The organism is Nioella ostreopsis (genome assembly GCF_004000255.1).
Classification (GTDB): Bacteria; Pseudomonadota; Alphaproteobacteria; order Rhodobacterales; family Rhodobacteraceae; genus Nioella; species Nioella ostreopsis.
In genome coordinates this window covers 13841-35021 of record NZ_RCIQ01000016.1, presented here as the reverse complement: position 1 = coordinate 35021, position 21181 = coordinate 13841, and the positions used below count along the sequence as shown (strand labels likewise).

The 21181-nt window shown below is 62.8% G+C and carries 20 protein-coding genes; 9 read left to right on the top strand and 11 right to left on the bottom strand.

All coding sequences use genetic code 11. From position 1 onward, the window contains the following. Positions 1 to 2 precede the first annotated feature (2 nt). The 3 genes from EP237_RS15970 to EP237_RS15960 all read right to left on the bottom strand — a co-directional run bounded on the left by EP237_RS15970 (position 3) and on the right by EP237_RS15960 (position 2664). Positions 3 to 842, bottom strand: a complete 840-nt coding sequence (locus EP237_RS15970) for a C40 family peptidase (RefSeq protein WP_127561906.1) — start codon at positions 840 to 842, stop codon at positions 3 to 5. Beyond that, on the bottom strand, positions 835 to 2223 hold the full coding sequence (locus EP237_RS15965) for a leucyl aminopeptidase family protein (RefSeq protein WP_127561905.1): 1389 nt from the start codon (positions 2221 to 2223) through the stop codon (positions 835 to 837). Before EP237_RS15965 ends, EP237_RS15970 begins: the two co-directional genes overlap by 8 nt. Positions 2224 to 2286: 63 nt before the next feature. Continuing rightward, on the bottom strand, positions 2287 to 2664 hold the full coding sequence (locus EP237_RS15960) for a hypothetical protein (protein ID WP_127561904.1): 378 nt from the start codon (positions 2662 to 2664) through the stop codon (positions 2287 to 2289). Between the two features lie 141 nt (positions 2665 to 2805). On the opposite strand from EP237_RS15960, the gene EP237_RS15955 reads away from it, so the two are divergent. From EP237_RS15955 to EP237_RS15945, 3 genes are read left to right on the top strand one after another with little or no spacing between them, the layout of a single operon-like run. Next, positions 2806 to 3456 (top strand): carbonic anhydrase, encoded by a 651-nt coding sequence (locus EP237_RS15955; protein ID WP_127561903.1) that lies wholly within the window; start codon positions 2806 to 2808, stop codon positions 3454 to 3456. Positions 3457 to 3512: 56 nt separating this feature from the next. Then, positions 3513 to 4499 (top strand): sodium-dependent bicarbonate transport family permease, encoded by a 987-nt coding sequence (locus EP237_RS15950; RefSeq protein ID WP_127561902.1) that lies wholly within the window; start codon positions 3513 to 3515, stop codon positions 4497 to 4499. Between the two features lie 3 nt (positions 4500 to 4502). After that, on the top strand, positions 4503 to 4814 hold the full coding sequence (locus EP237_RS15945) for a P-II family nitrogen regulator (RefSeq protein ID WP_127561901.1): 312 nt from the start codon (positions 4503 to 4505) through the stop codon (positions 4812 to 4814). Positions 4815 to 4830: 16 nt separating this feature from the next. Here EP237_RS15945 and EP237_RS15940 read toward each other — a convergent pair whose 3' ends face one another. Next, positions 4831 to 6456: a mucoidy inhibitor MuiA family protein gene (locus tag EP237_RS15940; protein ID WP_164744734.1), complete on the bottom strand. Its 1626-nt coding sequence runs from the start codon at positions 6454 to 6456 to the stop codon at positions 4831 to 4833. A gap of 72 nt (positions 6457 to 6528) precedes the next feature. Further along, positions 6529 to 7551 carry an aspartate-semialdehyde dehydrogenase gene (locus EP237_RS15935; protein ID WP_127561899.1) on the bottom strand — a complete coding sequence of 341 codons (1023 nt, stop codon included), beginning with the start codon at positions 7549 to 7551 and terminating at the stop codon, positions 6529 to 6531. A gap of 328 nt (positions 7552 to 7879) precedes the next feature. Here EP237_RS15935 and EP237_RS15930 point away from each other — a divergent pair, with 328 nt between their 5' ends. Further along, positions 7880 to 9166 carry a DEAD/DEAH box helicase gene (locus EP237_RS15930; RefSeq protein WP_127561982.1) on the top strand — a complete coding sequence of 429 codons (1287 nt, stop codon included), beginning with the start codon at positions 7880 to 7882 and terminating at the stop codon, positions 9164 to 9166. A gap of 58 nt (positions 9167 to 9224) precedes the next feature. On the opposite strand, the gene EP237_RS15925 is transcribed toward EP237_RS15930, so the two are convergent. The 6 genes from EP237_RS15925 to EP237_RS15900 all read right to left on the bottom strand — a co-directional run bounded on the left by EP237_RS15925 (position 9225) and on the right by EP237_RS15900 (position 16036). Next, positions 9225 to 10088 (bottom strand): D-amino-acid transaminase, encoded by an 864-nt coding sequence (locus tag EP237_RS15925; protein ID WP_127561898.1) that lies wholly within the window; start codon positions 10086 to 10088, stop codon positions 9225 to 9227. 13 nt (positions 10089 to 10101) lie between these two features. Further along, entirely contained in the window at positions 10102 to 11934 is a 1833-nt protein-coding gene (gene ilvD / locus EP237_RS15920) for a dihydroxy-acid dehydratase (RefSeq protein WP_127561897.1), read from the bottom strand. Between the two features lie 140 nt (positions 11935 to 12074). Further along, positions 12075 to 12791 carry a class I SAM-dependent methyltransferase gene (locus EP237_RS15915; RefSeq protein ID WP_127561896.1) on the bottom strand — a complete coding sequence of 239 codons (717 nt, stop codon included), beginning with the start codon at positions 12789 to 12791 and terminating at the stop codon, positions 12075 to 12077. 834 nt (positions 12792 to 13625) lie between these two features. Next, positions 13626 to 14588: an N-acetyl-D-Glu racemase DgcA gene (gene dgcA, locus EP237_RS15910; RefSeq protein ID WP_127561895.1), complete on the bottom strand. Its 963-nt coding sequence runs from the start codon at positions 14586 to 14588 to the stop codon at positions 13626 to 13628. Continuing rightward, positions 14588 to 15589 (bottom strand): N-acetyltransferase DgcN, encoded by a 1002-nt coding sequence (gene dgcN / locus EP237_RS15905; RefSeq protein ID WP_127561894.1) that lies wholly within the window; start codon positions 15587 to 15589, stop codon positions 14588 to 14590. The genes dgcA and dgcN overlap by 1 nt, the downstream gene beginning before the upstream one ends. 90 nt (positions 15590 to 15679) lie before the next feature. Further along, complete coding sequence (locus EP237_RS15900) at positions 15680 to 16036, bottom strand: hypothetical protein (protein WP_071691146.1); 357 nt, start codon at positions 16034 to 16036, stop codon at positions 15680 to 15682. A gap of 316 nt (positions 16037 to 16352) precedes the next feature. On the opposite strand from EP237_RS15900, the gene EP237_RS15895 reads away from it, so the two are divergent. The 5 genes from EP237_RS15895 to cbiB all read left to right on the top strand — a co-directional run bounded on the left by EP237_RS15895 (position 16353) and on the right by cbiB (position 21173). Next, a complete protein-coding gene (locus tag EP237_RS15895; RefSeq protein ID WP_127561893.1) occupies positions 16353 to 17423 on the top strand; it encodes a Hint domain-containing protein in 1071 nt (356 codons plus the stop codon). Positions 17424 to 17537: 114 nt separating this feature from the next. After that, complete coding sequence (locus EP237_RS15890; protein WP_127561892.1) at positions 17538 to 18101, top strand: CGNR zinc finger domain-containing protein; 564 nt, start codon at positions 17538 to 17540, stop codon at positions 18099 to 18101. A gap of 187 nt (positions 18102 to 18288) precedes the next feature. Beyond that, a complete protein-coding gene (locus EP237_RS15885) occupies positions 18289 to 19278 on the top strand; it encodes a glutathione S-transferase family protein (protein ID WP_127561891.1) in 990 nt (329 codons plus the stop codon). Positions 19279 to 19317: 39 nt separating this feature from the next. Next, positions 19318 to 20268, top strand: coding sequence for a threonine-phosphate decarboxylase CobD (gene cobD, locus EP237_RS15880; protein WP_206052313.1), 951 nt, complete (start codon positions 19318 to 19320; stop codon positions 20266 to 20268). Next, complete coding sequence (gene cbiB, locus EP237_RS15875; RefSeq protein ID WP_127561890.1) at positions 20265 to 21173, top strand: adenosylcobinamide-phosphate synthase CbiB; 909 nt, start codon at positions 20265 to 20267, stop codon at positions 21171 to 21173. The genes cobD and cbiB overlap by 4 nt, the downstream gene beginning before the upstream one ends. Positions 21174 to 21181 lie beyond the last annotated feature (8 nt).

The window sequence follows — 21181 nt, the reverse complement described above, 5'->3', positions numbered from 1 at the left end:
CCTCAACCGCCGGGTTTCAGAAACCTGCGCCGCGCCGCGATCGGACCCTCGCCCTTGTCTTCGATTCTAGCGGCGGCGTCTTTCAACGGCTCATAGGCCACCGCCATATGGGTGGCATTGGCGTGCAGCAGCATCCGCTCATTCGCCATGAAGCCCACATGCCCTTGCCAGAACACCAGATCGCCCCGCACGAAGGGCTCGCCCTGATGCAATTCGCGCCCCAACACCATCTGCTGATCGGAATCGCGCGGGCAATCGACGCCGCAGGCCAGCAGGGCCATCTGCACCAGACCGGAGCAGTCGATGCCCCACCGGCTGGACCCGCCCCACAGGTAGGGCGACCCAAGGAACAGGTCCGCCACGCCGACCGGATCGCCGAACCGGGCGCGGATCGGTTGCAGATGCGGGCGCGGGATGAAATGGCCGGTGTGGATGCGGACGTAGTCGTCGCGTTCCCCTACCACCTTGACCTGAGAGCCGAAGAAAATGGCAACCTCGGGCGGGGCCTTGAGATCGGGCTTGGGGTAGAGATGCGTGGCGGGGGCGGTGATCCAGTGGGTCGGCTGCTCGGGCGAGGCCAGCGCGCCGGACAGCATGTAGCCCACCTGCCCGTCCCGTTCGGCCTGCCCGAAGGCGAAGCCGTCATCGGTTTCGAGAACGTGAAAGACCTCGCCGAACAGCAACTGGCTGACCCGCTTGCCGCGCGGTTCGTCGGTGATGTTGGCCATGGGCTGCATCACCATCATGCGTCTGCCTTGCACGAATTTCTCGGCCTCGACCTGCCCTTCAAGGCTGACATGCGCCACGCGGCCATTGGTCGGGGTGATGCGCGGATCAGTCATTGCTGAGAACCTCGGGCAGGGCGGCAAGGATCGCCCGCGCAGCCTGGCCGACGCCGCCCTTGGGCCGGGCGGGCGCGTCAGAGGGCTGCCAGCCGTAGATATCGAAATGACAGAAGCGCGGCACGTCCCCGGCGAAGCGCCGCAGGAACAGCGCGGCGGTGATTGACCCTGCAAAGCCCCCCTTCGGGGCATTGTCCAGATCGGCAATGCCGGGTTCGATCATCGCCTCGTAGGGGGCGTGAAACGGCATCCGCCAGACCGGATCCGCGACGCGGGCAGCGGCCGTGGACAGCGCCCCCGCAAGGCCATCGTCATCGGTGTAGAACGGTGCGATATCCGGCCCGACCGCGATCCGTGCCGCCCCGGTCAGGGTGGCCATGCAGATCAGCAGATCGGGGGGTGTTTCACTGGCCAGAGTCAGCGCATCGGCCAGCACGAGGCGCCCCTCGGCATCGGTGTTGTTGATCTCGACGGTCAGGCCGTTGCGCGCGGTCAGGATGTCACCGGGGCGGAAGGCATTGCCCGCCACCGCGTTTTCCACCGCCGGGATCAGGACGCGCAGGCGCAGTTCCATCCCCGCCCCCATGATCATCCGCGCGAGGCCAAGGACGGTGGCCGATCCGCCCATGTCCTTCTTCATCAGGCCCATGGAGGCACCGGGCTTCAGGTTCAGCCCGCCGGTGTCGAAACAGACGCCCTTGCCGACCAGCGTGACAAGCGGGCCGGTGCTGCCCCAGGTCATCTCGATCAGACGCGGTTCCTGTGCGGCGGCGCGGCCGACAGCGTGGATCATCGGGAAATTGGCGGTCAGCAGGTCGTCGCCCTTGGTGACAGAGATCGACGCGCCGAACCCGTCTGCCAGCGCCCGCACCGCAGTCTCCAGCTGATCCGGGCCCATGTCGTTTGCGGGGGTGTTGATGAGGTCGCGGGTCAGCGCCTCTCCCGCCGCGATGTTTTCCAGTGCCGAGGCGTCCAGCCCCTCCGGCGCGACCAGCGCGGCCTTTGGCGCGGGGGCGTTCTTGTACCTGCCAAAGCGGTAGCCGGACAGAAGCCAGCCAAGCGCGGCCTCTTCCTGTTCCGCCTCGGGCAACCCCTCTGGCATCTGGTAGGTTCCCTCAGGCAAGGTGGCCAGCGCCGCCCCGAGTGCAAAGCGCTTGCGGGCCCGTGCGTCGGCGGTGCCGCGTCCAAGCAGCACACAAGCGATACCGCCATCCGCATCCGGCAGCAGACAGGTTTCGCCAAGCCCGGCGGTAAAGCCGGTCGACTGCGCCCAGGCGGAGTGTGCGGCGGGCAGTGCCGCAAGCGAGTCATCCAGCGCATCGGGGTCGATACAGGTTACCGGGATCGCGCCGGGATCGGCGGGGGAAAAACGTCTGTCCATGGTCATCCGTCACAAAAAGGGCTGGCGACAACCTAACGTGACGGGCTGTGTCTGCAAGGTTGATCAGCCGGTTACATCCTCCAGATCCCAGATTGCATGGATGGATCTTTCGCCGACCCGCAGCAATCGGGCATGGGTGGCGGCCAGGGCCACCTGATCGCCGCTGCCGATACAGGCCAGCACATCGCGGGCCACCCGCGCCAGTGTTGCCATGCCGATCCGGTCCGAGGCTGCGGCCAGATTGCGGACCGGGCGCAGCAAGTCGGCCCCGACCGGATGCAGGCGCCGGATCGTCTGAAGATGCAGATTGATCGCCTGCAACGCGCTGGCAACCTCATGCTCTGCGCGGATTTCTCCGATTTCGTCACAAAGGTGTTCCAGCCGTTCGGGATTGAACCGCGCGGGCTCTTCCGGCCGCAGCCTGCTTACGTCCTGCTCCATCACTCACTCCACTTCCGCCCCCACGGATAGGGGGACTCTGCCCCGGCTTGCTGAAGAAACCGTTAGGCCCGCGACCAAAAAAAGCTCGAACTTTCGGGGAATGCAGCCTATCAGGGGCGACGCGAAGACTGAGGAACATCCATGGACTACGTCTCCCCCCTGCCGACCTACCTGACACGGCGCTACCATAGCTGGAAGGCGACGGAGTACGCCGAGAACCAGGCCTGGTTCCGTCGCCTGGCGGAAGAGGGGCAGCGCCCGCGCGCCATGGTGATTTCCTGCTGCGACAGCCGGGTGCATGTCACGTCGATCTTCGGGGCTGAATCGGGCGAGTTCTTCATTCACCGCAACATCGCCAATCTGGTGCCCCCCTATGCGCCCGATGGCGATCACCACGGCACATCGGCAGCGGTCGAATATGCCGTCACGGCGCTGAAGGTCGCCAACATCATGGTGCTTGGCCATTCCAATTGCGGTGGCGTCAATGGCTGCATCCAGATGGTGTCGGGCAACGCACCGGAACTGGAGAAACCCACAAGCTTCGTAGGCCGCTGGATGGATATCCTGCGCCCCGCCTGCGAGGAAACCGCCAGCATCAACGATCAAGATGAACGCCAGCAAGCGTTGGAAAAGCAGTCGGTTCTTGTGTCGCTGGCCAACCTGATGACCTTCCCCTTCGTGTCCGAGTCGGTCGAAGCCGGTCGGCTCAGCCTGCACGGCCTCTGGAACGAAATCGCGTCCGGGGCCTTGGAAATGTATGAACCAGAGTCTAAATCCTTTGTAAAAGTGTAGGGAATTTCGGAACCGTTCTGCGGCCTCTGAACAGCCCGTCGGAATGTGGGGACGACATGGACCAGATACTTTCGCTGGCAGCAGAGAACCTGCTGTCGCCCATCATCCTCTTTTTCGTGCTTGGATTCGCTGCCGCCTATGCGAAATCCGACCTGACGGTGCCAGAGGCCGTGGCCAAGGCCATGTCGCTCTATCTGCTGTTTGCCATCGGGTTCAAAGGCGGGGCCAGCGTGGCGTCGCACGGGGTGGACACGACGCTGATCCTGTCTCTGGTGGCGGGCGTGGCGTTGTCCTTCGTTCTGCCGTTGGTCGCCTTCGCCTTGCTGCGCGTCATGTCGGGGCTGGACGTCACCAACGCCGCCGCCGTCGCCGCGCATTACGGGTCAATCTCTATCGTGACCTTCGTGGCGGGCACCTCGGTGCTCGATTCTGCGGGGCTGGCGGGCGAGGGCTTCATGGTCGCCGTCGCCGCCGCGATGGAGGCGCCCGCCATACTCGCCGCGCTGTGGCTGATTGCGCGCTACGGCGACAAATCGAACAGCGAAGAGATGGATGGCGAGCTGTTGCGGGAAATCCTTCTCAATGGCTCCATCGTGCTGCTGATCGGGTCGTTCCTGATCGGCGCGATCACCGGAGCGGACGGGCTGGCCCGGATCGAGAGCTTCATCGTCGCGCCCTTCCAAGGCGTGCTCTGCCTGTTCCTGCTGGATATGGGGCTGGTTGCGGGCCGTGGCCTGCGCAGCGCAGCGGGGGTTCTGCGGCCCGGCCTGCTGGCCTTCGGGATCGTCATGCCGCTGGTGGGCAGTCTCTTTGGCCTTGCCGCCGGGATGCTGATTGGCCTGTCGGCGGGGGGCGTGGCGCTCTTTATGGTCCTGTCGGCCTCGGCCTCCTATATCGCGGTGCCGGCGGCCATGCGCGTGGCCCTGCCAGAGGCGAATCCGTCCATCTACCTGACGCTCTCACTCGGCGTCACCTTCCCCTTCAACCTGACCCTGGGCATTCCGATCTACCTTGCCATTGCCCGCACCGTGACCGGAGGCTGACCCATGCAGACCCACAAGGCAAAACGTGTCGAGATCATCATCGAATCGATGATGGAACGCCGCCTGACCGAGGCGCTGCGCAAGGCCGATGTGACGGGTTACACCATCCTGCCCGTCAAGGGCGGCTCGGGCCGGTCCGGGGAATGGAGCCGCGCGGGCCAAGTCAGCCGGGCGGGCGGGATGCTGGCTGTGGTCTGCATCATCAAACCCGATCGGCTGGATGCGTTGCTGGACGCCGCCTTCGCGGTTGTAGAACGTCATATCGGCGTGGTCAGCGTCACCGATTGCGAGGTGCTGCGGGCCGAGCGGTTCTGACGCCCGGCCCTGTCGCTTAGGGGCGCCAGAAAAGGTCGTAGCCCTCGGGCCAGGACATATCAGCCTCCATCCGGATCGTGCGGGTTTCCCCCGGACCGACAGTCAGATCCCAGGCATGGATGCCCCGCTGGCCGTCAAGATTTTCAACGCTTGGCGCGATGGAAAGGGTCAGATCAAGCTCCAGATCGTCCTGTTCCGTGTATGGCACCGCGTAGAGGATGCGCACATCCTCTGGCTGGTCCGAGACATTGGTGACGCCAAATTCCACCACCTGCCGCTGCACGTTGGACCGGTTGAAGAACCCCTCGTCGCCTTCATTCCGCGACAGATCCCGCCAAAAGAGTTGCAGGTGATCGACGGACCCGAAGGGCAGTTCAATCTCACCGCCGGGCGGGATCGTGTCCATGTACTCATCCGCCAGGAACGCCGCATCGCGGTAGACGGCCATGTCGCCGGGGATTAGCGGCTGGCCCGTGGTGTTCTCTGCCCGCGCAATCAGGAAGGCGGTGTCGTCGTGGCGTGGGTTGGCCTCGATGGTGATCTCGGGATCAAGGGTAAGCGCGTCGAAGGGAACCAGTGTCTCCGCGCCCTGGCTCAGTGTTTGAGGATCGGCAACGGAGGCATTGAAAGACAGGCCGAAGCTTTCGAACGAGGCCCTGTCCTCCATGACGATCACTGGCTCCATCGCCGGTTCCACGAAGCCTGCCCCGGCGAGGCGTCCATCGAAGATTTCCTGCGGGCGCTCTTCCTCGATCCTCGCGAGAGAAGGCCAGACACCGCTCATATCCAGATCCTGGCCCCATTCCTCGCCAGACAGGGTCAGGGCAACCGCGTCCCACCTGTCGGGCAGATAGCTTTCTACCCGCGCGGTGCGGTCCAGCGTCAGCGTACCATCCATGGTAGACAGGCGCGCGGTGTAGGCCATGGTCCAGCCAAAACTGCCGAGCGTATGGGTCAGGACAAGCGGTAGATCGGAGTCCTCGGTCACCTCAATCGGGATCGCCAACGCGATGCTGTTTGCGCCAAGCGGATAGAGCGCCCGCAACGCTGCTTCTGCCTCGCTCAGGTCCATCTGCAAATCGGCTATCGTCGCAAGCTGTTCATCCCGTGCATGCTCTGCTGCGAGCAAGTCCGACACCAGCCCCTGCATCTGCTGGCCAAGCATGGCCATCACGGCGCCGATGTCGTCCGGGGATGTCACCTCGCCGGACCCGCTGGCGGCATAGCTTTCAAGATAGCGCCGTTGAAGGGCCAGCGTGCCGAGCCCCGCTTCGAGACGGGCAAGCTCATCTTCCGCCGCTTCGATTTCGGCCTCCAGTGTCTCGATCCGCGCGCGCTGGCTGGCTTGGGCTTGGGTGTCGAACTGGCCGTCTTCAAAACCCGGCGACAGCTCGATCCGCACCGGCCCCAATGGGGTGCCATCGGACAGCGCGGCGCTGACGACACCGGCATCCTGCATGTAGGGCGGCACCGGCACCAGCAACCGGTGCGCGCCCGCGGGCACTGTCACCGTCGCTTGCCGTGTCACCTCGGCCGCGCCGCCATAGATCGTGGCGTGGGTTACGTCGGCGCGCACGGGAATGTTGTCGGCATGGGCCATGCCCGCCGCGAATACGCCAATGGCAAATGTATGAAATCTCATTGAAAAACCCTCCAAGCAGGTTGTGCAAGGAGGGTTCATCTTCTTCGTCGAATCGTCAAGCAGCCTTTCGGCTCAGCCCTTTTTCAGCACCCGTCTGCCGAGCGTTTCGGCGATCTGGACCGCGTTCAGCGCCGCGCCCTTGCGCAGGTTGTCGGACACGCACCACAAGTTGATGCCGTTCTCGATGGTGCTGTCCTGGCGGATGCGGCTGATGAAGGTGGCGTAATCGCCAACGCATTCCACCGGGGTCACGTAGCCACCGGCCTCGCGCTTGTCGACCACCAGAATGCCCGGTGCCTCGCGCAGGATGTCGCGAACTTCATCCTCGTCGATGAACTCTTCGAACTCGATGTTGATCGCTTCGGAATGGCCGACGAAGACCGGCACCCGCACGCAGGTTGCGGTGACCTTGATCGAGGGGTCCACGATCTTCTTGGTTTCGGCCACCATCTTCCATTCTTCCTTGGTCGAGCCGTCTTCCATGAAGACGTCGATATGCGGAATCACGTTGAAGGCGATCTGCTTGGGGTAGACCGACGGGGGCACTTCCTGACCCGGCACATACATGCCCTTGGTCTGGTTCCACAGCTCGTCAATCGCATCCTTGCCGGTGCCGGACACGGATTGATAGGTGCTGACCACAACCCGCTTGATCTTGGCGCGGTCATGCAGCGGCTTCAGCGCCACGACCATCTGTGCGGTGGAACAGTTCGGATTCGCGATGATCATCTTCTTGGCGTAGCGATCGACCGCCTCGGGATTCACCTCTGGCACGACCAGCGGAATGTCCGGGTCGTAGCGGTAGAGCGAGCTGTTATCGATCACCACGCATCCGGCCTTGGCGGCTTTGGGCGCATAGATCTTGGTCGCGTCCGACCCGATGGCGAACAGCGCGATATCCCATCCGGTGAAATCGAACGTGTCCAGATCCTGGGTTTTGACTGTCTTGTCGCCAAAGCTGCACTCGGTCCCAAGGGAACGACGCGACGCCAGCGCGGCAAGCTCATCCACCGGGAACTGGCGCTCGGCCAGGATGTTCAGCATTTCGCGGCCCACGTTACCCGTGGCGCCGACAACGGCAACTCTATAGCCCATGATCTTGTCCTCTTGGTTGGGAACAGCGGCGCACATATCGCATGGGCACGGGAATCAAAAGGGGCATCAGGCTTGACTTATGCTGCAATTGCGAACATGTGACACCCATGCCTTTCTGCCGCGTGAGCAGTGAAGCCTGCGCAGATGCGCCAAAGGCTCAGGGCAACCCTATCTTCCCAGTCCCCATCACGCAGGGTCTGACGGTCCGGCCGGTTCAATGGGATCCGCCCGTTTCGCAGAGCGCCTGACCGCACCCTCGCTGTTCCCGAGTCTCGGGAACGATGATCTGTATTCACCCGAGCGCGACATCGCGCCGGAAAGGAAAAACGTGTTCGATTTCGATATGCTCGGCCTCTCGCCGACACTGCTGGCTGCGGTCAAATCCGCTGGCTACGACACCCCCACCCCGATCCAGAACCAGGCGATCCCGCTGGCGCTGGCCGGTCACGACATCATGGGCCTGGCCCAGACCGGCACCGGCAAGACGGCGGCCTTCGGCCTGCCGCTGGTGGAGCATCTGCTGACCCATCAAGGCAAGCGCGAACCCAAATCCGTCAAGGCGCTGATCCTTGCGCCGACGCGCGAGCTGACCAACCAGATTGCAGAGCATCTGCGCGTGTACACCAAGGGCTCTCACCTGCGGGTTGGCACTGTTGTGGGCGGTCAGTCCATCAATGTGCAGATTCGCTTTCTGGAACGTGGCACCGATATTCTGGTCGCCACCCCCGGTCGCTTGATGGATCTTATGGACCGCCGCGCCGTGCGGCTGGACCTTGCGCAGTTCCTGGTGCTGGACGAGGCCGACCAGATGCTGGACCTCGGCTTTATCCACGCACTGCGCCGGATCGCACCGGAACTGGGCACCCCCCGTCAGACCATGCTGTTTTCGGCCACCATGCCCAAGCAGATGGAGGAGCTGTCGCGCACCTATCTGACCAATCCGCGCAAGGTGCAGGTCTCGCCGCCGGGCAAGGCCGCCGACAAGGTCACGCAGAGCGTGCATTTCATGCCCAAGGGTGAAAAGCCCCTCAAGCTGCGCGAACTGCTGCGCCGTCATCCCGACACGCTGAGCCTTGTGTTTTCGCGCACCAAACATGGCGCGGAAAAGCTGATGAAAGGGCTGGTGGCCGACGGGTTCGACGCCGCATCCATTCATGGCAACAAGAGCCAGGGCCAGCGCGACCGCGCCATCAAGGCCTTCAAGGACGGTCAGGTGAAGATCCTCGTCGCCACGGATGTGGCCGCGCGGGGCATCGACATTCCCGACGTGCGCACCGTGTATAACTATGACCTGCCGGAAGTGCCCGACAACTACGTTCACCGCATCGGCCGTACCGCGCGGGCGGGCCGTGATGGCGAGGCGATTGCCTTTTGTTGCGCCGAAGAGGTCGGGCTGCTGAACCAGATCGAGAAAGTCATGAAGGTCAGTATTCCCGTTGGCAGCGGCCGCAAACCCGAAGAGGTCAAGGTCGACAAGCCCAAGCGCGGTGGCGGTGGTGGCGGTGGTGGCCAGCGTCGTCGTCGTCCGCAAGGGGGCGGCGGTGGACAGGCTCAGGCCCCGGCCAAGCCCCGTCAGGCCCGCCGCAACAAACAACGCCGCTCACCTGCCGCCTAATCAATAAAAAAGGGGCCGCATCGCGCGGCCCCTTTTCTGTCTTTGCAATGGCGTCAGATCAGATCGCCGCCTTGCGCATTTCCTCAAGATAGATCTCGCGGATGCGCGGGGCGATGTCGCCGACCTTGCCGGTGCCCACGGGCGCGCCGTCGATTTCGACCACAGGCATCACGAAGGCGGAGGCGGAGGTCACGAAAGCCTCTGCCGCATTCTGCGCCTCTTCGATGGTGAAGGGGCGCTCCTCCACCTTCATCTGCGCCTCGCGGGCAAAACGCAGCACGGCGGCGCGGGTGATCCCGTGCAGGATGTCGTTCGACAGCTGCCGGGTGACGATGGTGCCGTCCTTGGTCACGATATAGGCGTTGTTCGAGGTGCCCTCGGTCACGAAACCATCTTCAACCATCCAGGCATCGTCGCAGCCCGCCTTCTTCGCCGCCATCTTGCCGAGCGAGGGATAGAGCAGTTGCACCGTCTTGATGTCGCGGCGGCCCCACCGGAGGTCTTCGACCGAGATCACCTTCATGCCGGTCTTGGCCTGCGGCGCATCTGCCAACCCCGGCTTGTTCTGGGTGAACAGAACGATGGTCGGCGCGGTGTCTGCGGGCGGGAAGGCGAAGTCGCGGTCATCAGGCGCGCCACGGGTGATCTGCAGGTAGATCAACCCGTCAGTGATCCCGTTCCGCTCGACCAACTGGCGATGCACCTCCAGCAAATCGTCGGTGCTGATCGGGTTTGCCATCTCCAGCTCATTCAGCGAGCGTTCCAGCCGCTTGGCGTGACCGGCGAAGTCGATGAGCTTGCCGCCGAGCACGGAGGTCACCTCATAGACACCATCGGCAAAAAGAAACCCCCGGTCGAAGATCGAGACCTTCGCTTCATTCTCTGGCAGATACTCGCCGTTCACATAGACGGTGCGGGTCATTCTTGTTTCCTTCTCAGACTTGGCGAACGGCGCCCTTGGCGGCGCTGGTGGTGAGGGCCGCATAGGCCTTGAGCGCGGTCGTCACCTTGCGGGCGCGCGGCTTGGCAGGTTTCCAGCCGGCAGCCTCCTGCGCGGCACGGCGCGTGGCCAGTTCCTCGTCCGACACGGCAAGGTTGATGGTGCGGTTCGGAATGTCGATCTCGATCCGGTCGCCATTCTGCACAAGGCCAATCGCCCCGCCTTCCGCCGCCTCGGGCGACACGTGCCCGATGGACAGCCCCGAAGTGCCGCCAGAGAACCGCCCGTCGGTCAGCAGTGCGCAGGCTTTCCCAAGCCCTTTCGACTTGAGGTAGGAGGTGGGGTAGAGCATTTCCTGCATCCCCGGCCCGCCGCGCGGCCCCTCGTAGCGGATGACAACCACGTCGCCTTCCTTGACCTTGCCGGTCAGAATGTTGCTGACGGCCTCATCCTGGCTTTCGCAGACATGGGCGGTGCCGGTGAATTGCAGGATCGAGGTATCGACGCCCGCGGTTTTCACGATGCAGCCATCCTCGGCGATATTGCCGAACAGGACCGCAAGGCCCCCATCCTGGCTGAAGGCGTTTTCCTTGTCGCGGATCACCCCGTTCGTGCGGTCGGTGTCCAGTTCCTTGTAGCGGTTCGACTGGCTGAAGGCCTGCGTCGTGCGCACACCGCCGGGGGCCGCCTTGAACAGGCTCTCCGCCTCGGGGTTGTTCGCCACCGCGATATCCCACTTGGCAATCGCCTCACCCATGGTGCTGGAATGTACGGTGTGACACTCGTTATGCAGCAGGCCCGCGCGGCTCAGTTCACCCAGGATCGAGAAGATGCCCCCGGCGCGGTGGACGTCCTCCATATGAACATTCGCCGTATTGGGCGCGACCTTGCACAGGCACGGCACCTTGCGGCTGAGCCGGTCCATGTCGGTCATGGTGAAATCCACCTCGCCCTCATGGGCAATCGCCAGCAGGTGCAGAACGGTGTTGGTGGACCCGCCCATGGCGATATCGAGGCTCATCGCGTTCTCGAACGCCTCAAACGTCGCGATCTCGCGTGGCAGCAGGCCCTTTTCCTCGCCCTCATAGTGACGCTTGGCGATCTCGACGATCTTGCGGCCCGCCTCAAGGAACAGGCCCTTGCGGTCAGAATGCGTGGCCAGCGTGGAGCCGTTGCCGGGCAGCGCCAGACCAAGTGCCTCTGCCAGACAGTTCATGGAATTCGCGGTGAACATGCCGGAGCACGACCCGCAGGTCGGGCAGGCGTTTTCCTCGATATGCTGCACTTGTTCGTCGGTGAAGGCATCGTTCGCGGCAGCAACCATCGCATCGACAAGGTCGATTTTGGTCATCTCCAGATCTTCGATGTCGATCTTGCCCGCCTCCATCGGCCCGCCAGAGACGAAAATCGCCGGGATATTCAGCCGCATCGCCGCCATCAGCATGCCGGGCGTGATCTTGTCGCAGTTCGAGATGCAGACCATCGCATCGGCGCAATGGGCGTTGACCATGTATTCGACGCTGTCGGCAATCACTTCGCGGCTCGGCAGGCTATACAGCATCCCGTCATGGCCCATGGCGATGCCGTCATCGACCGCGATGGTGTTGAATTCCTTGGCGACCCCGCCCGCCGCCTCGACCTCGCGCGCGACCATCTGGCCGAGGTCTTTCAGATGCACATGCCCCGGCACGAACTGGGTAAAGCTGTTGACGATGGCGATGATGGGCTTGTCCCAATCGCCATCGGTCATGCCGGTGGCGCGCCAAAGGCCACGGGCGCCGGCCATGTTGCGGCCATGGGTGGTCGTGCGGGAACGGTATCTGGGCATGTCGGTCCTCCTGTCGAGCGGGGATTGCTTAGCGCAAAGATAAGGGGAGGGCCATATGGGGAAAGGGGAAATTGGGTGGATCAACGGCAGGAAGAAGCTGCTGCAGGTGCGAGCGGACAGCCCTTCCCATTCAAGACACGTTATTTCGCTTCTAGCAGAAGGATATGCGCTTTTCCGGGCCACGTCTCCATTGTGTGCAGCAGCTTGAATCCAGCCGTTTCAGCGATCAGGGCGAGAGTTTCCGCAGTCCATAGCCACCACCACGGTCCATAGTTTGGCAAGCCGACTCCAAAGTTCCAAGGGTGATGCTCTTCCGAGTTGATATTGTGGACAGTAACGCCCGTGGCATCAAAGTGGCTCTTAAAGATCCTTTTCTTTTCACCACGCAAGGCTGGAATGAAGTACGAGTTTCCATCGCGCATATCTATCTCACCGAGATCTGTTTCGATTCGTTCAGGTACCGTCATTGATCCAAGCAACAAGAACTCTCGGGTCAAACTGCGAAGTCGCACAAGTGTGTGGAACGGGCTTGGTACGTGGTAAATAATTCCTGAACAGTGGACGAAATCAAACACGCCCGAACGTTCAGGGAGACTCGTGTCATCCAAGTTTCCGCGCATGCTGTTATAGGTGCCGGTCAACCCGAAAGAATCCATTCTTTTGTGGAAGAGTGTCCACCAGTCGGAGTCCTCCGGCATTGCATCAATCATGGTTGCAGAAGTTGCGCCCGCTTTTACGGCTGTCGATATGCGCTCGTTCTTCGTGCCCCATAACCCACCCACATCGGCAAAGGTTTTACCTTTGACCCGATCTTCAATTAGGCCGTTGTACTTTTCTTGCGTGCTAGTTTCTGCCATTTTCCAGCCTTTTATCTTGTTTGGTTTCTCTTGGCACACGGGCGCCAAATCCAACCCTTCAGCGTATCACCATTGACCAAAGAGTTTTCACGGCTCTCAGCACATGACAAGTGCGCATCACGAAACTTCGCTTCGCGCCCGCACGAAAAGTACCACTGGACGGGTGGGCCAGAATGTGACTCGTTCACTCACCACCTGCTACTCCGCACATACCAAGTGCACGCTAGCCCATCATTGCCAAGCGGAGTCTGCCAATCACGAGCCCGGTATGGCGGTCTGGCGATCGCGCTGCGCCTCCGGCGCTATTCGCGTGGGATGGTTGGCAAAACTGCAAATCCTACGAATTCTCTTCGGACCGTAGCCTATGCACTGCCCAAGTTAGACAGTCTTTCCGGGATAACCTGCTTCACTACAGATGCCCTGTTTAGGCTTTTAAGACAGTGTTCTCTGCACCAATGTAGACCCGAGGAGCGCCAAGTATGGACAAACTGGTTTTCTTAGTATGCGTGTGCACCGGCCTTGCCGCTTGCTATCCTTTCACGACGAGATACTCAGCAAAATATCTACATGAAGATCCTGGATCGTTCGCAAAACTGCTATTCTTGATGCCACTGGCGTTCAGTTTCCGCGGATATCTGGATCATGGACCGATGTCGATGCTACTTATGTTCCTGTTTTCGGTAGTGTTTTTTGCCACCCACTACGTCGTTAGTTCTGCTCTTATGTTTGCTGGAATCCTGTAGGAAGCGTCTAACCCGCATCGACGGCGTCCTGCGCAATCAATCGTCAGGCGCAACGATTGTAGGGTGGGCAGTTTGCCCACCGCCAAACCCCTCACCCCCACAACTCCGCACTCGCCGGATGCACCCCTGCCGCGTCGTAGACCAGCGGTGCGTCGCGGTCCTCGGCCAGCAGGAGCGGCCCGTCGAGGTCCACCACCTCTGCCCCCTGCGCCACCAGAACGGCGGGGGCCATGGCGAGCGATGATCCCACCATGCAGCCGACCATGACCTGATAGCCCTCGGCGCGGGCGGCGTCGCGCAGGGCGAGTGCTTCGGTCAGACCGCCGGTCTTGTCCAGCTTGATGTTGACCATGTCGTATTTGCCCTTCAGCCCCGGCAGGCTGGCGCGGTCGTGGCAGCTTTCATCGGCGCAGACGGGAAGGGGCCGCTCGATTTCCGCCAGCATGTCGTCCTGACCGGCGGGCAGGGGCTGTTCCACCATCTGCACGCCAAGGCGCAGGAGGTGGGGGGCGAGGTCGGCATAGACCTCTGCCGTCCAGCCCTCGTTCGCGTCGACGATGATGGGCGATTTGGGCGCGCCTTCGCGAACCGCCTCCAGCCGCGCCATGTCGTCGGGGGTGCCGAGTTTGATCTTCAGCAGCGGCCGATGCGCGTGTTTCGCGGCCTCTGCCCGCATGTTCTCGGGCGTATCCAGCGACAGCGTATAGGCGGTGATCAGCGGCTTCGGCGCGGACAGGCCCGCCAGTTGCCACACCGGCGCGCCGGTCTGCTTGGCCGCCAGATCCCACAGGGCGCAATCCACGGCATTGCGGGCGGCCCCAGCGGGCAGGGCGTCCTGCAGGTCCTGTCGGGAAACGCCCTCCGGCAGCCCCTCGATCTGCTCAGTCACACTCTCCAGCGTTTCGCCGTAGCGGGCATAGGGCACGCATTCGCCCTGCCCCACAACACCATCGGCGAAGGCGCGCACGGTCAGGACATGAGCTTCGGTCCGGCTGCCGCGGGCGATGGTGAAGACCTGCGCCAGCCGGAAGGTATCGGCGGTAACGGACAGCATCAGATCGCGTCGAGCGCATCCACCAGACGGCCCGCGCCCTGGCGGAACGGGTCGACGGCGGGCAGGCCCATCCGCTTCTCGGTCGCTTCGAGATAGGACAGCGCCTCGTCCTCGCCCATGTTCGAGGTGTTGACCGAAATGCCCACCACCTGACAGGCAGGGTTGGCGATGCGCGCCAGCGGCAGCGCCATGTCGCGCAGGGCCTCCAGCGAGGGCAGGTCATAACCCGGCAGGCCACGCATATGGGCGCGGGTGGGTTCGTGGCTGAGGATCAGCGCGTCGGGCTGGCCGCCATGGATCAGCGCCATGGTCACGCCGGAATAGGACACGTGGAACAGGCTGCCTTGTCCTTCAATGTGATCCCAGTGATCGTCATCGTTGTCGGGGGTCAGCCATTCGACGGAGCCTGCCATGAAATCGGCGATGACGGCATCAAGCGGCACGCCGTTGCCGGTGACCAGAATGCCGGTCTGGCCGGTGGCGCGGAAGCTCGATTTCAGCCCGCGCTTCTTCATCTCAAGGTCCATGGCCAGAGAGGTGTACATCTTGCCGACGGAACAGTCGGTGCCCACGGCAAGGCAGCGCTTGCCGGACCGTTTGATGCCATTGGCGATCGGGTATTTGACGTCGGGCACCCGCACGTCATGCAGCTTGCGGCCCGTGGCCTCTGCGACGGCGACAAGGTCGGCTTCGTCCCGCAGCAGGTTGTGCAGGCCAGAGGCGAGGTCGAACCCTTCCTCCAGCGCCATCACCAGCACCTTCTTCCATTCCTGACTGATCACGCCGCCCCGGTTGGCGACACCGACGACCAGCGTCTTGGCACCGGCCTCTTTCGCGGCGGCAAGGTCCATGTCGGGCAGTTTCACATCGGCGCCACAGCCCTCCATCCGGAACTGGCCCACGGCATTGTCAGGCCGCCAGTCCCGAATGCCTTGCGCCACCTTGGCGGCAAGCTGATCGGGCGCGTCGCCCAGGAACAACAGGTAAGGAGTCTGGATCATCGGGAACCTCGGCAAGCAGAATTGGAGAGCGTATCACGGTGCGTTTCAGATCGCTTACAGCGGGACAGCTATCCGATGCAAAGGCCAAATTCAGGGTTTCGACCAGTCCAGCAGCGCGATAGGTGCGTCCTGTTCCTGATAGAAGTCGCGCGGTGCATGATCGGAAGCAACCGTGTTGCGCTTGAATTCATAGCGCATCAGGTCGCCCTTGATTTCCGAGGCCACGATCAGGGCCTGATACAGGTGCTTCGGCCCCTCGTAGATATCGACCAATCCCCGCAAATGCGGGGCGTATTCGGCATCCAGCGCAAAGCCCTCTTCCGCGAATTGCAGGATCGGATAGACGTCATCACCCACATGCACGGACCGGCGGCTGCGCTTGCGCTCGGCCTTCTTCTGAGCGGCGCGCAGGCCGTCCATCACTTCCTTGGGCAGAAAATCTGACATCGCACGGATCCTTGGAGCTTCCCTGAGACAAATTGGGCCGCAGACAGATTCGGACAAGGCCGGAGCCCCGCCGCATCGCAGCACGTCGCATTCGGGCCACAGTTTCAGAAGATTGATTTCTGATCGGCCGCCGGGCATCGCTCACGGCAGGACGCAGCAGCCCTCAATCACGCGAATTCCGTGGCTCCCTGGCAATGCCCATTTCGCACTCAACTCAGGCAAAACTTCCTTCATTCCCGATTATCCTGTACTCTGACTCGATGACGCAGATCGTGCACAAGACGCGACGCGGGTTTGAGGGACGACGAGCAGGGCAATGTCCAACTACTCCATCTGGATACTGGAGGAATCCAACGTTGCGATCAGCGGCGGGCAATCTCTTGACGGGATAACGCAGGGTGATGGCAGCCACCTATTGGGCGAAACCATCACGCTCACCTCCAACAGTTGGCTTCAGGTCGACATCACCGATGCCGGGTCCGATTCCAGATTTGACGATAACGACGGCAATCAACGGCTCGACGGCACCCAAACAATCGACGGGACGACCTATTCCAGCGGTACGCAGATTGAAGCTGAATACAGCATCATCGTCGAGGACTCCCAAGGCAATACCTACGAAATCATCGCCGTCAACATTCGCAACTCCAGTCCGGCCTATGCAACAAATGAAGGTATCACCTTCGTGGGTCCGCCTCAGGGATGGCCACCGATTGGTGAGGCTCTAACAGTTATCAGTGCAAGCGAGGGTCCCGGCAGTTCAGGACAGGCGCCCATTGATGCAGGCGACCTGGTCATCCCGTGTTTTACCAAGGGTACAAAGATTGAAACCCACAACGGTCTTTTGCCGGTTGAATGTCTTTCTGTGGACGATCTCGTCCGCACGCGGGACAACGGTTATCAGCCAGTTCGCTGGATTGGCAGCGTTTCGCTGAGCCGGAGCCAGCTCGCGGCTGACCCGTCCCTGCGCCCCATCCGTATTCGCGCCGGGGCGTTTGGCCCAGGCCAACCTTCGCGTACCATGCTGCTGTCCCCTCAACACCGGCTGCTGCTGTCAGGCTCGCAGATCACCCTGCTCTTCGCGGAAACCGAAGTATTGGTCGCGGCCAAGGACCTTGTTGATAACGAGGCCGTTTCGGCAATCATGCCCCCCAGCGGCATTACCTATTTTCACTTCATGTTTGAGCGGCACGAAATCGTCTTTGCGGACGGTCTGGAAGCCGAGAGCTTCCGGCCGGGGCCCCAGACACTCGCGAGCCTGTCTGACGACAGCCGGCATGAACTGTTCAACCTGTTTCCGGAACTGGCAGAGATGCCTGCCGCAGGCCTGTGCGCCGCACGTCCGCTGCTGAAAAAATGGGAAGCCCAGTTGTTGGCACCCTGGTAGGTGCGATTGGCGGCTTGTCGCCATCATTTCGGGGGAACGCTTTACTTGCCCCCCATCCTGCGGCACCATAATGCAATCAAAAAGACAAGAATATGCCGAGGCAGTGCAGACCCAATGACCAATGCGACTTCACGCTCTGAACCGGGCGCGGGCCATCCGTTCCTGTCCTTTCTGAATACCGTGGCCGATGATGGCAAAACACGGCAGATCAACAGCTTTCAGAACGCAACTGTGCTGGTGCGATTGCTGGAGGAAGAGGGCTTTGCCGCCCCGTCCGAGCCGGTCACGCCGATGCAGCTTCGCAATATCCTGACCTTGCGGGAAACAGCCTACGCCGCCTTTTCCGCCATCGCGGCAGGGCGCGCGCCGGGGCGGGAAGACGGGCTGTATCTGACCGAGGCGTTGAAGGCCGTCTATCAGGAGGCTGAAATTGGCATTGGTGGCCACGGCCTGACAGTTGCCGCAAGCCCGCTTGGCCGCGTCTATGAACAGCTGGTGCTGTCGATGGACGACCTGCTGCGATCCGACCAGTTCGGGCGGCTGCGCGAATGCCGCCGCTGCACCCATCTGTTCATAGACAAGGGCCGTGGCGTCGGGCGGCGCTGGTGTTCGATGTCGCGCTGCGGCAACCGCGCCAAGGCTGAAAGCTTCCGCGCGCGGCAACGGCACGCGGCCTGATCCAACTGATTTCGCCGCCTTCGGCGTCGACCCGTGCGAGGGGCGCTGCCCCTCGCGCTCCCCGGAGTATTTTCACAAGGAGAAGGCGGGATCTGTGCACTGGGGCAGGGAAGCTCTGCGCTGTTGAAGGTGGCCTGCGCTGCCGTGGCGACTAGGTTGCAGACAAGCAATCGAAAGGAGCGCACGAATGGGTATGCTGGTCGACGGACACTGGGTGGACAAGTGGTACGACACCAAATCCACGGGCGGCGCGTTCAAGCGCAGCGAGGCGCAGTTTCGCAACTGGATAACCGCCGATGGTGCGCCCGGACCCTCGGGCGAGGGTGGCTTCAAGGCCGAAAGCGGGCGCTACCATCTCTATGTCAGCCATGCCTGCCCCTGGGCCAATCGCACGATGATTTTCCGCAGTCTGAAGGGGCTGACCGATCATATAGATGTATCTGTCGTGCATCCCGACATGCTGTCTGACGGCTGGACCTTTTCCGATGACTTTCCCGGTGCGACGGGTGACCGGCTGTTCGGCTCGGATTTCGCCCGCGACATCTACCTGCGCGCCAAGCCTGACATGACGGGTCGCGTGACCGTGCCGATCCTGTGGGACAAGGACCGCGATACCATCGTGTCGAACGAAAGCGCTGAGATCATCCGCATGTTCAACACGGCCTTCAACGGCATCACCGGGGATACGCAGGATTTCTACCCGGACGCTCTGCAAGATCAGATCGACGCCCTGAACGCGCGCATCTATGACGCGGTGAATAACGGGGTCTACAAGTCGGGCTTCGCCACGTCGCAGCAGGCTTATGACACGGCCGTTCACACGCTCTTTGACGCGCTGGACTGGATCGAGGATATCCTGTCGCGGAACCGCTATCTGACGGGCGACCGGATCACCGAGGCCGATTGGCGGCTGTTCCCCACGATTGCCCGGTTCGACGCGGTCTATCACCTGCATTTCAAATGCAACCGGGCGCGGATCATCGACTATCCGAATCTGTGGGGATGGGCGCGGGAGCTTTACCAATGGCCCGGTATCCGGGACGTGGTGCGGTTCGACCATTTCATCCGCCACTACCATTACAGCCACGACAGCATCAATCCGCATCGGATCATTCCCATCGGTCCCCAGATCGACTGGGACACCCCGCATGGGCGAGAGGCATTGCGGGCAGCCTGAAAATCGGGTTGAACCGTCCCCGGCGAACAGGGGACGGCGATGACCGGGATCGAAAGCAAACGCGATCATGGCGGCGGGGTGGACGGCGCGGTTGCCCGCTATGGCGGCGCGCGGGCGGACTGGATCGACCTGTCGACAGGGATCAACCCCCTGCCCTACCCAGTGCCTGACTTTCCTGCCGATGCCTGGACGGCGCTGCCCGACCGGGGGGCATTCGATGCGCTTTATGCGGCGGCGCGGGCGTTCTGGGACGTTCCTGGCGGCGCTGGCATCCTCGCCGCGCCCGGCGCGTCGGCGCTGATCGCCCGCATTCCGGCGCTTGCAGCTGCAGGCCGCGTTCACATCCCCGCACCCACCTATAACGAGCACTGGGCCGCCTTCCGCGCCCATGGTTGGCAGGCCGGTGACGGCGGCGCGATTGTCGTGGTGCATCCCAATAACCCCGATGGCCGGGTCTGGAGCGCGGCGGAATTGGAGGGGGACCGCCCCCTGAGGGTGATCGACGAAAGCTTTGGCGACGTCATGCCTGAGGCAAGCCTTGTCCACCTGGCGGAAAAGCCCGGCGTGATCGTTCTGAAGAGCTTCGGCAAGTTCTGGGGGCTGGCGGGGCTGCGGCTCGGCTTTGCCATTGCGCGGCCCGAGACGATTGACCGGCTGGCCGAGATGATCGGGCCATGGGCGGTGTCAGGTCCTGGGCTGGTGACGGGGGCAGCGGCGCTGCGCGATCAGGACTGGGCGGAGGCGACCCGCGCGCGGCTGGTGCGCGACGCGGACCGGCTGGACGGGATGATGACAGGCGCGGGGTCTACGGTTGTGGGCGGCACAACGCTCTTCCGCCTTTACGATGTTGGTGACGCGGCGGCCTGGCAGGACCGGCTGGCGCAGCACCAAATCTGGAGCCGGATTTTCCCCTATTCCGACCGCTGGCTACGGCTCGGCCTGCCGGGACCGGACGCCCATTGGGAACGACTTGAAGAGGCCCTGTCATGACCGCCTGGCTGCTGCTTGGGGCCATGGCGCTAGATGCCGTGATGGGAGAGCCGCGCTGGCTCTGGTCGCGGGTGCCGCATCCCGCCGTGCTGATGGGGCGGGTGATCGGCTGGTGTGACGCCCGGTTCAATGTCTTTCCCCAATGGCACAATGGCGTCCTGGTGGTGATGGCGCTTGTCGCCGGGGCAGGCCTTTTGGGCGCGGTGATCGAGGCGCTGCCCTTGGGGTGGCTTTGGTCCCTGATCGGGGCGGCGATCCTGCTGGCACAGAAGAGCCTCGTTCAGCACGTGCAGGCCGTGGCCGACGGGTTGCGCTATGGCGTGGGTGAGGGGCGGCGGGCGGTTGCCATGATCGTGGGCCGGGACACCAGTGGCATGGATGAGCCCGCCGTGGCGCGGGCCGCGATTGAAAGTGCCGCCGAGAATTTCTCGGATGGAATCATCGCGCCCGCCTTCTGGTATCTGGTCGGCGGGCTGCCGGGCATCCTGATCTACAAGGTGGTGAACACGGCGGATTCCATGATCGGCTATCGCACGCCGCGGCATGAAGACTTCGGATGGGCGGCGGCGCGGCTCGATGATGTGCTGAACTGGATCCCCGCGCGAATCACGACGGGGCTGATCGCGCTGGCCTTCTGGTCGTCGCGCTCGGTGGATGTGATCCGGCAGGATGCGCGGCTGCACCGGTCGCCGAATGCAGGCTGGCCTGAGGCGGCTATGGCGGGGGTGCTGGACGTGGCCCTGTCCGGCCCGCGCAGCTACCACGGGGAAACGCGAGATTACCCTTGGGTGAATGGCAGCGGCAATCGCGACATCGGCGTGGCGGAGGTCGAGGCCGCCATCTTGGTGCTCTGGCGGGTCTGGGCGGCGTTCGCTGCGTTAACACTCGTGCTTGCCCTGTTCTGAGCGCCTGC

What these genes read in the sequence shown, in the direction of transcription:
- EP237_RS15885 (WP_127561891.1), top strand. Translation starts at nt 18,289, where the DNA reads ATGGGTATGCTGGTCGACGGACACTGGGTGGACAAGTGGTACGACACC.
- EP237_RS15900 (WP_071691146.1), bottom strand. Translation starts at nt 16,036, where the DNA reads ATGTCAGATTTTCTGCCCAAGGAAGTGATGGACGGCCTGCGCGCCGCT.
- EP237_RS15925 (WP_127561898.1), bottom strand. Translation starts at nt 10,088, where the DNA reads ATGACCCGCACCGTCTATGTGAACGGCGAGTATCTGCCAGAGAATGAA.
- ilvD (WP_127561897.1), bottom strand. Translation starts at nt 11,934, where the DNA reads ATGCCCAGATACCGTTCCCGCACGACCACCCATGGCCGCAACATGGCC.
- EP237_RS15915 (WP_127561896.1), bottom strand. Translation starts at nt 12,791, where the DNA reads ATGGCAGAAACTAGCACGCAAGAAAAGTACAACGGCCTAATTGAAGAT.
- cobD (WP_206052313.1), top strand. Translation starts at nt 19,318, where the DNA reads ATGACCGGGATCGAAAGCAAACGCGATCATGGCGGCGGGGTGGACGGC.
- EP237_RS15950 (WP_127561902.1), top strand. Translation starts at nt 3,513, where the DNA reads ATGGACCAGATACTTTCGCTGGCAGCAGAGAACCTGCTGTCGCCCATC.
- cbiB (WP_127561890.1), top strand. Translation starts at nt 20,265, where the DNA reads ATGACCGCCTGGCTGCTGCTTGGGGCCATGGCGCTAGATGCCGTGATG.
- EP237_RS15970 (WP_127561906.1), bottom strand. Translation starts at nt 842, where the DNA reads ATGACTGATCCGCGCATCACCCCGACCAATGGCCGCGTGGCGCATGTC.
- dgcA (WP_127561895.1), bottom strand. Translation starts at nt 14,588, where the DNA reads ATGCTGTCCGTTACCGCCGATACCTTCCGGCTGGCGCAGGTCTTCACC.
- EP237_RS15945 (WP_127561901.1), top strand. Translation starts at nt 4,503, where the DNA reads ATGCAGACCCACAAGGCAAAACGTGTCGAGATCATCATCGAATCGATG.
- dgcN (WP_127561894.1), bottom strand. Translation starts at nt 15,589, where the DNA reads ATGATCCAGACTCCTTACCTGTTGTTCCTGGGCGACGCGCCCGATCAG.
- EP237_RS15940 (WP_164744734.1), bottom strand. Translation starts at nt 6,456, where the DNA reads ATGAGATTTCATACATTTGCCATTGGCGTATTCGCGGCGGGCATGGCC.
- EP237_RS15895 (WP_127561893.1), top strand. Translation starts at nt 16,353, where the DNA reads ATGTCCAACTACTCCATCTGGATACTGGAGGAATCCAACGTTGCGATC.
- EP237_RS15955 (WP_127561903.1), top strand. Translation starts at nt 2,806, where the DNA reads ATGGACTACGTCTCCCCCCTGCCGACCTACCTGACACGGCGCTACCAT.
- EP237_RS15935 (WP_127561899.1), bottom strand. Translation starts at nt 7,551, where the DNA reads ATGGGCTATAGAGTTGCCGTTGTCGGCGCCACGGGTAACGTGGGCCGC.
- EP237_RS15960 (WP_127561904.1), bottom strand. Translation starts at nt 2,664, where the DNA reads ATGGAGCAGGACGTAAGCAGGCTGCGGCCGGAAGAGCCCGCGCGGTTC.
- EP237_RS15965 (WP_127561905.1), bottom strand. Translation starts at nt 2,223, where the DNA reads ATGGACAGACGTTTTTCCCCCGCCGATCCCGGCGCGATCCCGGTAACC.
- EP237_RS15890 (WP_127561892.1), top strand. Translation starts at nt 17,538, where the DNA reads ATGACCAATGCGACTTCACGCTCTGAACCGGGCGCGGGCCATCCGTTC.